Annotated in this window: 13 protein-coding genes; 6 read left to right on the top strand and 7 right to left on the bottom strand. The window is 70.7% G+C overall.

The window, feature by feature from the left end:
- The first annotated feature begins 127 nt into the window (after window positions 1-127).
- The gene (locus ABZS42_RS14745; RefSeq protein WP_355145355.1) at window positions 128-2,035 is read left to right on the top strand and encodes an anthranilate synthase family protein; all 1,908 of its coding nucleotides are present in this window, start codon (window positions 128-130) and stop codon (window positions 2,033-2,035) included.
- A gap of 120 nt (window positions 2,036-2,155) precedes the next feature.
- Here the strand turns inward: ABZS42_RS14745 and wrbA are convergent, their stop codons facing one another.
- Window positions 2,156-2,773 carry an NAD(P)H:quinone oxidoreductase gene (wrbA, locus tag ABZS42_RS14740; RefSeq protein ID WP_355145353.1) on the bottom strand — a complete coding sequence of 206 codons (618 nt, stop codon included), beginning with the start codon at window positions 2,771-2,773 and terminating at the stop codon, window positions 2,156-2,158.
- A gap of 207 nt (window positions 2,774-2,980) precedes the next feature.
- Entirely contained in the window at window positions 2,981-3,364 is a 384-nt protein-coding gene (locus ABZS42_RS14735; RefSeq protein ID WP_350787836.1) for a hypothetical protein, read from the bottom strand.
- Between the two features lie 140 nt (window positions 3,365-3,504).
- On the opposite strand from ABZS42_RS14735, the gene ABZS42_RS14730 reads away from it, so the two are divergent.
- Window positions 3,505-4,209 carry a winged helix DNA-binding domain-containing protein gene (locus ABZS42_RS14730; protein ID WP_355145351.1) on the top strand — a complete coding sequence of 235 codons (705 nt, stop codon included), beginning with the start codon at window positions 3,505-3,507 and terminating at the stop codon, window positions 4,207-4,209.
- A gap of 10 nt (window positions 4,210-4,219) precedes the next feature.
- Window positions 4,220-4,483: a crosslink repair DNA glycosylase YcaQ family protein gene (locus ABZS42_RS14725; RefSeq protein ID WP_355145349.1), complete on the top strand. Its 264-nt coding sequence runs from the start codon at window positions 4,220-4,222 to the stop codon at window positions 4,481-4,483.
- 89 nt (window positions 4,484-4,572) lie between these two features.
- Here ABZS42_RS14725 and ugpC read toward each other — a convergent pair whose 3' ends face one another.
- The 4 genes from ugpC to ABZS42_RS14705 are packed head-to-tail and all read right to left on the bottom strand — an operon-like array spanning window position 4,573 to window position 8,874.
- Complete coding sequence (gene ugpC, locus ABZS42_RS14720; protein WP_355145347.1) at window positions 4,573-5,781, bottom strand: sn-glycerol-3-phosphate ABC transporter ATP-binding protein UgpC; 1,209 nt, start codon at window positions 5,779-5,781, stop codon at window positions 4,573-4,575.
- Between the two features lie 9 nt (window positions 5,782-5,790).
- Window positions 5,791-6,627, bottom strand: a complete 837-nt coding sequence (locus ABZS42_RS14715; protein WP_355145345.1) for a carbohydrate ABC transporter permease — start codon at window positions 6,625-6,627, stop codon at window positions 5,791-5,793.
- Between the two features lies 1 nt (window position 6,628).
- Window positions 6,629-7,591, bottom strand: a complete 963-nt coding sequence (locus ABZS42_RS14710) for a sugar ABC transporter permease (protein ID WP_355145343.1) — start codon at window positions 7,589-7,591, stop codon at window positions 6,629-6,631.
- Window positions 7,588-8,874 (bottom strand): ABC transporter substrate-binding protein, encoded by a 1,287-nt coding sequence (locus tag ABZS42_RS14705; protein ID WP_355145341.1) that lies wholly within the window; start codon window positions 8,872-8,874, stop codon window positions 7,588-7,590. The genes ABZS42_RS14710 and ABZS42_RS14705 overlap by 4 nt, the downstream gene beginning before the upstream one ends.
- 269 nt (window positions 8,875-9,143) lie before the next feature.
- Between ABZS42_RS14705 and ABZS42_RS14700 the strand changes: the two genes are divergently transcribed.
- The gene (locus ABZS42_RS14700; protein ID WP_355145339.1) at window positions 9,144-9,821 is read left to right on the top strand and encodes a DUF1028 domain-containing protein; all 678 of its coding nucleotides are present in this window, start codon (window positions 9,144-9,146) and stop codon (window positions 9,819-9,821) included.
- Window positions 9,822-9,987: 166 nt separating this feature from the next.
- Here the strand turns inward: ABZS42_RS14700 and ABZS42_RS14695 are convergent, their stop codons facing one another.
- Window positions 9,988-10,953, bottom strand: coding sequence for a phosphotransferase (locus tag ABZS42_RS14695; protein WP_355145337.1), 966 nt, complete (start codon window positions 10,951-10,953; stop codon window positions 9,988-9,990).
- A gap of 151 nt (window positions 10,954-11,104) precedes the next feature.
- On the opposite strand from ABZS42_RS14695, the gene ABZS42_RS14690 reads away from it, so the two are divergent.
- Together ABZS42_RS14690 and ABZS42_RS14685 are read left to right on the top strand one after the other, a co-directional pair.
- The gene (locus tag ABZS42_RS14690) at window positions 11,105-11,533 is read left to right on the top strand and encodes an ester cyclase (RefSeq protein ID WP_355145335.1); all 429 of its coding nucleotides are present in this window, start codon (window positions 11,105-11,107) and stop codon (window positions 11,531-11,533) included.
- 100 nt (window positions 11,534-11,633) lie between these two features.
- Entirely contained in the window at window positions 11,634-12,338 is a 705-nt protein-coding gene (locus tag ABZS42_RS14685) for a VOC family protein (protein WP_355145333.1), read from the top strand.
- The last annotated feature ends 185 nt before the right edge of the window (window positions 12,339-12,523 follow it).

The following is a 12,523-nucleotide window of genomic DNA, read 5'->3' as shown; positions in this document are numbered from 1 at the left end:
GGTGGCCCGCCGACCTGGCGGCCATCCCCCGCGCGTAACCATCCACGCGGCCGCCTGTCGAGGCGGTCGCCGGATCTCCGGAACCCGGGCCGCCCACACCGGCGCCGCCCGGCACCAGGAGAACCCGATGATCCACCTGAACGACCTGCTCACCGCCGTGTCCGCGGGCGCCGACCCGGGCCCGTTCGCGCTGGTCCGCCGCGCCGACGCCGACCAGTTGGAGCTGTTCACGGGCCCGGTCCGCACGGTCGACCGGCTCGCCGACATCCCGCTGCCGGAGGGCGCGTCCGGGCCGCGCACGCTGGCGCTGGTGCCCTTCCGGCAGATCACCGAACGCGGCTTCGCCTGCGTCGACGACGGGATGCCGCTGGAGTGCCTGCTGGTGACACGGTACGAGCGGATCGGTCTGGCCGAGACGCTCGCGGCGCTGCCGGACCAACCGGTACGTACCAGCGACGCCGCGTTCGACGTCACCGACGAGGAGTACGCCGCCGCGGTCGACCGGGTGCTCGCCGAGGAGATCGGCCGGGGCGAGGGCGCCAACTTCGTCATCCACCGCACACTGACCGCCACCGTGCAGGATCCGCCCCTGGTGGCCGCGCTGGCGGCGCTGCGCCGGCTGCTGCTCGGCGAGCGGGGCGCGTACTGGACCTTCGTGGTGTACACCGGCGATCGGGTGCTGGTGGGCGCGAGCCCGGAACGGCACGTGAGCGTCGACGACGGCCTGGTGATGATGAACCCGATCAGCGGCACGTTCCGGCACGCCGGCGCCGAACCGGACCGGACCGCGCTGCTGCGCTTCCTCGCCGACCAGAAGGAGGTCGAGGAGCTCTACATGGTGCTCGACGAGGAGCTGAAGATGATGGCCACCGTCGCCGAGGACGGCGGGCAGGTGGTCGGCCCGTACCTGAAGGAGATGTCCCACCTGGCGCACACCGAGTATCTGCTCGCCGGCCGGGGCACCCGGGACGTCCGGGACGTGCTGCGGGAGACGATGTTCGCGCCGACGGTCACCGGCAGCCCGATGGAGAACGCCTGCCGGGTGATCGCCCGGCACGAGCGCACCGGGCGACGCTACTACGCCGGCGTGCTGGCCCTGCTCGGCCACGACGACGCCGGCCGGCAGACCCTGGACGCGCCGATCCTGATCCGCACCGCGGAGATCTCCCCCGACGGGACGCTGCGCGTGTCGGTCGGCGCCACCCTGGTCAGGCACTCGACCGCGGCCGGCGAGGTGGCGGAGACGCACGCGAAGGCCGCCGGCGTGCTGGCCGCGCTCGGGCTCGGCCCGCAGGCGGCCCGGGCCGGGCGGGGGCCGACGCCACGGCTGGCCGCCGATCCGGAGGTACGCGCCGCGCTCGCCGCACGTAACGCGCCGCTGGCCCGGTTCTGGCTGGACCAGCGGGCACCGGGCGTCGGCGCCCTGCCGGCGCTGGCCGGGCGCTCGGCGCTGGTCGTCGACGCCGAGGACACCTTCACCGGCATGCTCACCCACCAGCTGCGGGCGCTCGGCCTGGCCGTGACCGTACGACCGTGGGACGCGCCCGGACCATTGGACGGATACGACCTGGTGGTGGTCGGCCCGGGCCCGGGCGACCCGGGCAGCACCACCGAGCCGAAAATGCGCGCACTGCGCGGGCTGCTCGCCGGGCTGCTGGCCGCCGGCCGGCCGACTCTCGCGGTCTGTCTGGGACACCAGGTGCTGGCCGGGCTGCTCGGGCTGCCACTGCACCAACGCGACGCCCCTTACCAGGGGTTGCAACGGGAGATCGACGTCTTCGGCACGCCACGCCGGGTGGGCTTCTACGCCACCTTCACCGCCGTTGCCGCAACCGATGGTCTGGACACCCCGTACGGGCGGGTGGAGCTGGCCCGCGACACCGCGGACGGCGCGGTGCACGCGCTGCGCGGGCCGGCCTTCGCCGGGGTGCAGTTCCACCCGGAGTCGGTGCTCAGCCCGGACGGCATCGCGGTGCTGGCCGACCTGCTGCCGGGGGTGCTGTCGACCGCCGACCGGTTCGAGCCGACGGCGTGACCGGATCCGCTGCCGAGCCGGCCTAGCTGCACTGCGCAAGCAGTCAGTCAAGCGACTGATCGGCGGCCGGGCGGGGCAAGAGCAGCCATCCGACCGCCGGGTCACCCCTGGCTCAGCCACTCAGCCGGCGAGGCCCTTCTTCACGGCGGCGCCGATCTGCACCGCGCGCCGGGCGGTCAGCGCGGTGGCGGTCAGGGCGATGTCGTCCGGTGCGACCTCACCGTTGTTACTGGTGTGCGAGGCGCCGTAGGGGTTCCCGGCGATGAACTGGCTGGCTTCGGTGTAACCGGGGGTCACCACGATCCCGCCCCAGTGGTAGAAGACCGAGAAGAGCGATGTCAGGGTGGTCTCCTGGCCGCCGTGGCTGGTCCCCGTCGTGCAGAACGCCGAGTAGACCTTGTTGGCCAGGGCACCCTGGGACCAGAGCGGTCCGGTGGTGTCGATGAACTGTTTGAGCTGGGCGGCGACCACGCCGTACCGGGTCGGCGACCCGAAGATCACCACGTCGGACCAGGAGAGGTCGTCGAGCATCGCCTCGGGGACGTCCTGGGTTTCGAGGTGGTGGGCGTGCCAGCCGGAGTTCGAACGGATCGCCTCGTCAGGAGCGAGCTCGCGCACCTTCCGCAGACGTACGTCGGCGCCCGCGTCGCCGGCAGCCTCGCAGGCGGCCTGCGCCATCTGATAGGTGGTGCCGGTGGCGCTGTAGTAGATCACCGCTACCTTTACCCGGTCAGCCATCGGAGCGTCCCCTTCCCTATGTCAGCTCCGGCGACTACCCGTCGCCTTCTGCGGCAAACGTCCCCGGGCCGGCGCCGATCCGCCGCCCCGCACCGGACGAGACGAACCCGCGATCGCGCTCCGCCGGCGATGAGCTGACGCAGCGCGATCAGGGGCGCGCTCGGCGTCACCGTACGGCGACGCCGAGCGGTACGTGCCCCTCCCGGATCACGTGACCCGGCCCCGCAGGTCGTCGACCTGCTGCTGCAGCCGGTTCACCGCTCCCTCGTTGTTGAGGAACGTGGCGACTCCGGCGATGAACACCAGGCCGAGTACCAGCGCGATGATGCTGAGCGTGAGGCCACCGATGGTCACGCCACGGCCGGTGACACCGGGACGCTTGGCCATCTGGAGCCCGAAGATGCCGACGATGATCCCGATAATGCCCAGGATGATCCCGGCCCAGGCAAGGATCGCCGTCAAGGTGCACACCAGGGCGGAAACGCCGAACACCAGCGAAAAGGTCGCGGCAGTGCTGGTCTTGGCCGGGGTGCGATCGGCCCGGGACCGGGCCGGCGCGCCGCCCCGCATCGGCTCGCTGGACGCAGTCATGGCTCTCCCTTCCGCACGCGCGGCGCGCGTACATGCGCCGTCGCATCCCCACTCGCAGGACCCTTATGCATGCCGACGGGCGCACCGCAGCCTGTCGGTGGCCCGGCCTAAGCTGACGCCCGACCGGTGGAGGGAGGCCGATGCGGTTGACCACGAGTGCGGCGCTCGCCCTTCGGATGATCAGTCTGCTGCTGCGCCCGCACCCCGGCACCCGGCCGAGCACGGTGGCCGAGGTGGTCGAGTGGTTCGGCGCGATGCAGGCCCAGGATCTGTCCAGCGGACTCTGGTCGCTCGGCGCCCGGCTGCCCGCCCGCACGCTGCTCGACGTGCAGGCCGCACTGGAGCGCCGGGAGGCACTACGCACCTGGCCGATGCGCGGCACCGTGCACCTCGTCCCCGCCCGTGACGCCCGCTGGATGCTGGAGCTCACCGGCATACGCGCACTGCCGGGCGCGGCGAGCCGCCGGGCGACCCTCGGTCTCGACCCAACCGACGCGGACCGCGCCGTGGAGGTGCTCGGCGGCGCGCTGGCCGGCGGCGGGCGGCTCACCCGGGCCCAATGCCTGGCCGAGCTCAACGCCGCCGGCATCGGCACCGACGGGCAGCGCGGCTACCACCTGCTCTGGTACGCGAGTGTGCGCGGCGTGACCTGTCTCGCGCCGAACGTCGGCACCGAGCAGACCTTCGCGCTGCTCGACGAGTGGGCGCCCGACCCGCTGCGTCCCGAACGGGACGAGGCACTCGCGATCCTCACCCGCCGCTACGTGCGGTCGCACGGCCCGGTGACCGCCCGGGAGTTCGCCGGCTGTTCCACGCGCAGCGTGGAGGGAATCTCCGTCCTTTAGGGCGGAGAGGATGTCAAAAGGACCGGTCGCTGATGCTTGCTTGCTCGACCCGGCGCACCGCGACGCGATCATCCCCGGCAACAACGGCGTCTTCCAGCCCACGATCGCGCACGGCGGGCGGGTGGTGGGCACCTGGCGACGCACCATCGGCAAGAGCCGGGTGACGATCAAGGTGACGCCGCTGGCGGCACTGGACCAGCCCGGCACGGAACGGGCCCTCGCCCGCTACGCCGAGTTCCTCGGCCTGCCGTCCCGGGTCGACTGGGCCCGCTGACTCCTGCGGTGCGGCGGGCCGCCGGGCCGGGCGGCACTGGCGGGCCGGCGAGGTGGGGGTCCCCGCCGGCCCAGGTCATCGGGTCAGGCTCAGTTCGCCAGGGCTCCTGCGGCCCGGCCCTCGTGCAGGGTCAGGTTCCGGCCGTCGGCCGGGTCGAAGAGGTGAATCTTCTCCAGGTTGAACCACACCGGACGGGTTTCGCCCTCGGCCACCGGCGACTCCGCCGACAACCGGGTCACCAGGTTCGAACCGGCCCCGGTGAAGTCGGCCGCGCCCGCGTCGGCGGCCAACTCCTCCAGTTCGGCGGCGCTGGCCCGCTCCCCCTCCACCGTGAAGTAGACGTACTTGTCCGAGCCCATCGACTCGACGATCTCCACCGGCGCCTCGAACTCCATCCCCCGGCGGCGGGTCTCCTCGTCGACCAGTTCGGCATCCTCGAAGTGCTCCGGCCGGACACCGAGGATCAACTCCCGGGGCGCATCGCCGGCTTCCAACTCGCGGCGGACCCGGTCACCGATCGGCACCTCACCGAGCGCGGTACGCAGCTTCCCGTCCTGCACCGCGGCGTGCAGGAAGTTCATCGACGGCGAGCCGATGAAGCCGGCCACGAAGAGGTTGCGGGGGTGGTCGTACAGCTCCTGCGGCGGGCCGACCTGCTGCACCTCACCGCCCCGCATGATCACCACACGGTCACCGAGGGTCATCGCCTCGGTCTGGTCGTGGGTGACGTAGACGGTGGTGGTACCGAGCTGCTTCTGCAACCGGGACACCACCGTTCGCATCTGCACCCGCAACTTCGCGTCCAGATTCGACAGCGGCTCGTCCATCAGGAACGCCTTGGGCTGGCGTACGATCGCCCGGCCCATCGCCACCCGCTGCCGCTGGCCGCCGGAGAGGTTGGCCGGCTTGCGGTCCAGCAGCGCGGTCAGCTCCAGGACCTTCGCCGCCTCCTCGACCTTCTGGTTGATCGTCTCCCTGTCGAGCTTCTGCAGGCGCAGCGGGAAAGCCATGTTCTCCCGGACCGTCATGTTCGGGTACAGCGCGTACGACTGGAAGACCATGGCGATGTCCCGGTCCCGGGGTGCCTTGTCGTTGACCCGCTCACCACCGATGCGCAGCTCGCCGGAGCTGATGTCCTCCAACCCGGCGATCATGTTCAGGGTGGTGGACTTGCCGCAGCCCGAGGGGCCGACCAGGATCACGAACTCGCCGTCGCTGATCTCCAGGTCGACGTCCCGCACCGCGACGGTCCCGTCCGGGAACCGCTTGCTCACCTTGTCGAGCACGATGTCAGCCACGACTATCACCTATCCCTTGACTGCGCCGGAGGTCAGGCCGGAGACGATGCGGCGCTGGAAGAAGAGCACGAACAGGATGATCGGAATGGTGATCACCACGGCGGCGGCGCAGATCGCCCCGGTGGGGTCCTCGAACTGCGACGCGCCGGTGAAGAAGGACAGCGCGGCCGGCACCGTGCGGGACCGCTCGGTGGAGGTCAGCGAGATGGCGAAGAGGAAGTCGTTCCAGCAGAAGATGAACACCAGGATCGCGGTGGTGAACAGCCCGGGCGCGGCCAGCGGGGCGATCACCCGCCGGAACGCCTGGCCCTGGGTGGCGCCGTCCATCTTCGCCGCCTTCTCCAGATCCCACGGGATCTGCTTGAAGAACGCCGACAGCGTGTAGATGGCCAGCGGCAGAGCGAACGTGATGTACGGCAGGATCAGCCCCGGCCAGGTGTCGAAGAGGCCGAGCTGCCGTTCGATCTCGAACAGCGGGGAGACCAGCGACACCTGCGGGAACATCGCGATCAGCAGGGACACCCCGACCAGCAGCCGCTTGCCGGGGAAGTCCAGCCGGGCGACCGCGTACGCGGCCATCGCGCCGAGCACCACCGCGACGGCGGTGGCGACCAGCGCGATGCCTATCGAGTTCACCAGGGCGCGGACGAACTGGTCGGTCTCGAAGATCGTCCGGTAGTTGTGCAGCGTCCACTCGCGGGGAACGAACTTCCCGTCGGTGAGCGTGGCCGGGGTCTTGAACGACAGCGAGGCGATCCAGAGCACCGGGATCAGCGCGAAGACGACCACGATGACGTCCAGCAGACCCCACCGCAGCCTGGCGCGCGTGGTGGTTTCGGTAACCATCTCAACGCCTCTCGTCGTCCGAGCTGCCGGGGGCAGCGGTGCCGAAGAGCTTCACGAAGACGAACGCGATGATCGCCACGGTGATAAAGATCAGCACGGACATCGTCGAACCGATGCCGAGGTTCAAACCCCGGATCAGGTTGTTGTAGGCGAGCATCGACACCGACGAGGTCTCGTTGCCGCCGGCCGTGAGCACGAAGATGTTGTCGAACACCCGGAACGCGTCAAGCGTGCGGAACAGCAGCGCGACCAGGATCGCCGGCTTCATCACCGGCAGCATCACCTTCGTGAACCGCTGCCAGGAGGTCGCCCCGTCGGTGGACGCCGCCTTCAGCAGGTCCTCGGGCACCAGCGCCAGCCCCGCCATCAACAGCAGCGCCATGAACGGCGTGGTCTTCCAGATCTCGGCCAGCATGATGATCGCCAGCGAGCTGGCCCGCTCGGTGAGCGGCGCCCCGTCACCTAACAGGTTCGCCAGGTACCCGGTGCCAGGCGTCCACGCGTACCGCCAGGAGAAGGCGGCCACGACCGTGACGATGCCGTACGGAATCAGCGCAGCGGTCCGCACGATGCCCCGGCCGACCAACGTCCGGTGCATGATCAGCGCGAGTCCCATACCGAGCACCAGCTCGACCGCCACGGTGACCACGGTGATCAGGGCGGTCACCCCGAACGCCGTCCACCAGAACTGGTTGCTCAGCACGGTGACGTAGTTCTCCAGCCCCACGAACGCACGCTGGTCGGGAAAGCGCAGGTCGTAGCGCTGCAAGGAGAGCCAGAGCGAATAGATGATCGGGTACGCCGTCACCGCGAGCATGACCAGCGCGGCCGGCGCGCAGAGCAGCCAGCCGAGCCGGCGCTCGGCCCTCTTGTTCTCACTCAGCGGCGCCCGGCCCCGCCGCGACCGTTGGGCCGGGACGGTCGCGTGGCGACCCGTGCCGCGGGTCGCGGTCTGCTGACTCATGGGAGCACCCCCTTCGACTGGAGCGCGTCCGCGATGGCGTCGCGCAGCTCGTCGGCGGTCTGCTGTGGCCGAATCTGCGCGGGCGGGGAGAGCACCGCCGACATCACCGTCGAGATGCTCTGGTACGCCGGGGTCAGCGGACGCACCGCCGGCTCCTTCAGCTCCTCGACGATGGTGTCCTTCATCGGGTACGCCTCGGTCATCTCCGGATCGTCGTAGACCTTCTCAATCGTCGGCGGCACACCGTCGTTGATCGCGGAGAACTTCTGGTTCTGCTCGTCACGCAGGCACTTGGCCGCGTCGAAGGACAGCTCCGGATGCTTCGAGTACGCGCTGACCGCCAGGTTGACCCCACCGATGGTGACCTTGCTCGGGGTGTTCTCGTCGATGCCCGGCACTCGGGCCCAGGCAACCTGTCGGGCCAGGTCCGGGGCGGCCTCCTGCATCGCCGGGTAGACGAACGGCCAGTTGACCTGGAAGGCGCCGCCACCGGCCTGGAACTCCAGCCGGACCGGGTCCTCGGTGGCGTTGCTGAACGACGGCGACGTCACGCCGGAGGTGGCGAAGTTCCGCAACTGCTCCAGCGCCCGCACGGTACCCTCGTCCATCACGGCCTTGCTGCCGTCCTCGCTGAGGATCCGGCCGCCGGCGCTCTCGGCCAGACTGTTGTAGAGCACGACGAGCCCCTCGTACTGGGCACCCATGGTGAGCACCTGGTACGGCTTGCCCTGCCGCTTGAGCTCCTGCGCCATCGAGATCATCTGATCCCAGGTCTTCGGCGGCTCCGGGACCAGGTCCTTGCGGTACCAGAGCAGCTGGACGTTGGTGTTCTTCGGCGCCCCGAAGAGTTTGCCCTCGTACTGCGCAGTCTCCAGCGGACCGGCGAGCGTCCCCTGCTCCACCTCGGCCTTGTCCTGCCCGGTCCATTCGCGGATCCAGTGGGCGCTGGCGAACTCCTGCGTCCAGGTGACGTCGAGGCCCAGCACGTCCATGCCGCTGTCCTCGGCGGCGAGCCGGCGGACAAGTTGCACCCGCTGGTCGTCGGCCTGCCGCGGCAACACCCGGTACACGATCTCGTAGCGGCCGCCTGCCTGGGTGTTGCAGGTGTCGACCACCTTCTGCAGGTTCTGCTCCGGCGGGTAGTACAGGTTGATCGTGGGTGTGCCGCCGTCCCCACCGGAAGCGCAGCCCGCCAGCGGTGCCGCCAGCGCCACCGCGGCGGCCGCCGCCACCACACGCACCCGTGGTCGGCGTCGACGTACGGCCTCGTCAGGGTCGTTCATCACCCCTCCCCTCTGCTCGGCCACCTGCCGGGGAAGGCCACCGTGCCCGGCGCACGGCGAGACGGTCGGGGCCACGACCAGCGGATGATCGACCCCGGACGTTTCGTGGCCCCAACACTGCCCGACCTGCGAAGTCGCGAAACATCACGAAGCCACGACACGATCAACGAGGGCCTGATCAGCACAAATCACCCAGCATTGGCGACAGCGCCGCTGGCAGCAGCCGCGCCGCTCGGGCATGCCGGACATTCGTCCGGGTACCCGCCGATGTGACCTTCTCGATCGCCGCACGGTGTCCGCGTACCGGCCAGCTCGGGGTGGGCGCCCTGACGGCCAGACCCGCGGTAGGCAAGCTCGTCGCGCACGTCCAGGCCGGCGCCGGTGCGGTGGCGACCCAGGCCACCCCCAACCCGTTCCTGGCCTACGACGGTCTGCCGCTGCTCGGCGACGGCCGCTCGCCGCGGGACGTCCTGACCGAACTGCTGGCCCGGGACCCGGGTCGGGAGGTACGGCAGGTCGGCATGGTCGATCGCCAGGGCCGCTCGCACGCCTTCACCGGCTCCCGCGCCAAGGACTGGGCGGGGCACCACACCGGGCCGGGCTACGCGGTGCAGGGCAACCGCCTGGTCGGCCCGGAGACCCTCGCGGAGATCGTCCGGGTGTTCGAGGACAGTGTTGAACTCGACCTCGCGGAGCGGCTCGTACTGGCCATCGAGGCCGGCGAGGAGACCGGCGGTGACCGGCACGGCGCACGGTCGGCAACCATCACGGTGGCCGCCGATCAGCCGTACCCGCTCTGGGACGTGCGGGTCGACGACGCCGTACGTCCGGCGCGGGAGCTACGCCGGCTGCACGGCGTGTTCCGGGAGGAAGTGCTGCCGACCATCCGGCGGCTACCCACCCGCGACGACCCCATGGGCGAGGCCGCCCGGCACGCGCTCGGGTAGCTCGCGCGCCAACGGCCTGGGCCGACGCCGCGTCTGGACGCGGCAGACGCCGTCGCCACACGCCGTCGCCAGACGCCGTCGTCGGTCGGCGGTCGGCGGTCGGCGGTCGGCGGTCGGCGGTCGGCGGTCGGCGGTCGGCGGTCGGCGGTCGGCGGTCGGGAGAGGATCAGGCCAAGTAGCCGGGGGCGGCGACCGTCTCGGCGATCCGGGTCAGCCAGTACAGGTCGTTGGCCCGGGATTCCACACTGGCCTCGCAGTTGAGGATGCTCGCTAGAAACGCGCCGACGTCGTCGAGGTGCCGTTCGCCGCGGTAGTAGCGCAGCAGGGTCTGGTCCGGTTCCAGCGGTCCGTAGCCTCGACGGAAGAGTTCGGCGCGGTGCGCGTTGATCGGATGGTCGCCGAAGTCCTGGCTGTGGACGAACATCAGGTCCCGCTCGCGCGGCGCGAGGATCGGCGCATCCCAGTCCACGACGTGCAGCGGACCGTCGCCGTCAGCGATCAGGTTGCCCGGGTGGATGTCGGCATGGCAGATGACGTGCTGACCTCGCGTCACGCGGGAGGCAAGGTCGTCGACCGTCTCCGACAACCGGTGCAGTGCGGCGCCGTACCGGTTCCAGAAGGCACCGAGGGCCTCGGTCGCCGCGGCCCGCCCGGCGAGGGTTCGCAGCCGCTCGCCCGCTCTCGATCGGTAGGTCTCGACCGGCAGGACCGCCGCGAGGTCGGCGCTCGGCGTGACCGCGTGCAGCCGACCCAGGAACTCGCCGTACTCGATCCACTGGCGGTCGGTGAGGCCGCGGCTCCACAGACTGCCACCGTCGTGGAACGGGTAGAGCAGCAGCCGATAGTCCCCGAACCTGTGATCGGCTCTGCCGTCTCTCAGGTCGATCGGCGCCACGACCTGGCTGACGCCGTGCGCTCGGAGGAAGCCGGGAAGCCGGACGGCCGCTTCGATGAACTCGCCGCGGCGCATCTTCAGGAAGTGCCGTCGGCCGTCGGACGTGTCCACCTGGTACGCCCACGCGTGCCCGTCGAGCCCGACCGGCATGAACACGAGATCGACGACGTCCACGGCCCAGGCCGCGGCCACTTCAGCCGCCAGCAACCGCTCGCCGACGCCAGGTTTGTCGATCACCGTCAGAGCGTGGCAGCCGGCACTCCGGCCGGCAAGGCGGCTTCGTCCACCATGGAGTCTCGTACGGTCTCGTCAGCGTCAGCCCGGAGAGTGAGGGGCCCCACCTGCCGGCGGGCTTCCCGTCCCGGTTCGCGGCTGCCAGGGTGACGTCATGATCAGCAGTGAGGTGACGCGGCGCGTCGTCGGTGACTTCCTCCGGTACGTCCGCTCCGGCCGAGAGCCGCAGCGGGCGGCGGAGTTCATGGCGTCGACGGTGCGCGCCCACCAGGTGCAGTCCCAGGACCTGACCACCGTTGAACGGACCCCGGACGACTACGCCGAGCACGTCCGGGAGATGACCGCCACCTGGGGCGCGTTCGACCTCACGATCGAGGAATTCCTGGTCGACGGCGCACGGGCGTATGTCCGGCTGAGCCAGGTGGGGCGCCACCTCGAGCCGGTGGACGGCATTGCGCCGACCGGTCGGACCGTCCGTCAGATCAACTCGGTCGTCTATCACGTCGAGGACGGGCTGATCACGGAGTACTGGATGCAGATTGACCGAGCCGGTCTGCTGGCCCAGCTCAGGGGCGATTCCTGACGTGAGCTGGAGACAGCGCCACCCGCCTGTGCGGTGACACCCGCGCACGCGCCCGGAATTCGCTTACCGGCCTGTCACATTCATCGCGGATGATGGTGCCGTGATCGCGCACTTCAAGGACCTGTGCCTGGACGCGGCCGACGCGCATCGGCTCGGCGCCTTCTGGGCCGGCATCCTCGACGGCAAGCTGGTGGACACCGGCGACGGCGACACCCGCGTCCACCCCCGCGCCGCAAGCTCGGACGCCGAGTCGATCTGGGTGAACACGGTGCCCGAGCCGCGTACCGTCAAGACCCGCGTCCACCTCGACCTGCGGCTAGCCGATCCCGATCCGGCGGCGCTGCTGGCGGCCGGGGCGCGGCTGGTCCGCGAGCCGGACACCGAGATCGACTGGTGGGTGCTGGCCGACCCGGACGGCAACGAGTTCTGCGCCTTCCCGTCCGAGCCGGGGTCGCGGCCCCGGCCGCTGGCACTCGTCGTCGACGCGGCCGACCCGGTCGCGCAGGCGACCTGGTGGTCCCGGGTGGTGGGCGGCACCGTGGAGACCAGCGACGACGGGTACGCCCGCCTGGTCGACGCGAGCGGCTTCCCGTGGGACTACTGGATCTTCATGCCGGTGCCGGAGCGCAAGGCGGTCAAGAACCGGATGCACTGGGACGTGGGGTTGGCCGATCCGGCCCCGACCGCCCTGTTCGAGGCCGGTGCCACGCTGCTGCGCGAGCGGGACGACGAGATCGACTGGTGGATCCTGGCCGACCCGGAGGGGAACGAGTTCTGCGCGTTCGCACCGCGTCCCACCCAGTGAACGTCGACGCTACCCAGCTCCGGCCCGGTGCATTAGCTTTTCTCTAGCTCCTAGCTCCACCGCCAGCGCGTACGCCGCCGATGTCGATACGCCTCCGGCCGACCCCACCCCGCCCGATCGGTTGGTTCTCCCCGGAACCCCCACCGCCGGTCAACCGGTTGGGCAGGATCGTCCGCAACGAGGAG

It is taken from the genome of Micromonospora sp. NPDC005367 (assembly GCF_040606825.1).
Lineage (GTDB): Bacteria > Actinomycetota > Actinomycetes > Mycobacteriales > Micromonosporaceae > Micromonospora.
The sequence above is the reverse complement of the archived record's forward strand: the minus strand, read 5'-3'. Positions and strand labels throughout refer to the sequence as shown.

Coding starts and splice junctions, on each gene's coding strand:
- ABZS42_RS14745 (WP_355145355.1), top strand. CDS start 128: ATGATCCACCTGAACGACCTGCTCACCGCCGTGTCCGCGGGCGCCGAC.
- wrbA (WP_355145353.1), bottom strand. CDS start 2,773: ATGGCTGACCGGGTAAAGGTAGCGGTGATCTACTACAGCGCCACCGGC.
- ABZS42_RS14735 (WP_350787836.1), bottom strand. CDS start 3,364: ATGACTGCGTCCAGCGAGCCGATGCGGGGCGGCGCGCCGGCCCGGTCC.
- ABZS42_RS14730 (WP_355145351.1), top strand. CDS start 3,505: ATGCGGTTGACCACGAGTGCGGCGCTCGCCCTTCGGATGATCAGTCTG.
- ABZS42_RS14725 (WP_355145349.1), top strand. CDS start 4,220: ATGTCAAAAGGACCGGTCGCTGATGCTTGCTTGCTCGACCCGGCGCAC.
- ABZS42_RS14715 (WP_355145345.1), bottom strand. CDS start 6,627: ATGGTTACCGAAACCACCACGCGCGCCAGGCTGCGGTGGGGTCTGCTG.
- ABZS42_RS14710 (WP_355145343.1), bottom strand. CDS start 7,591: ATGAGTCAGCAGACCGCGACCCGCGGCACGGGTCGCCACGCGACCGTC.
- ABZS42_RS14705 (WP_355145341.1), bottom strand. CDS start 8,874: ATGAACGACCCTGACGAGGCCGTACGTCGACGCCGACCACGGGTGCGT.
- ABZS42_RS14690 (WP_355145335.1), top strand. CDS start 11,105: ATGATCAGCAGTGAGGTGACGCGGCGCGTCGTCGGTGACTTCCTCCGG.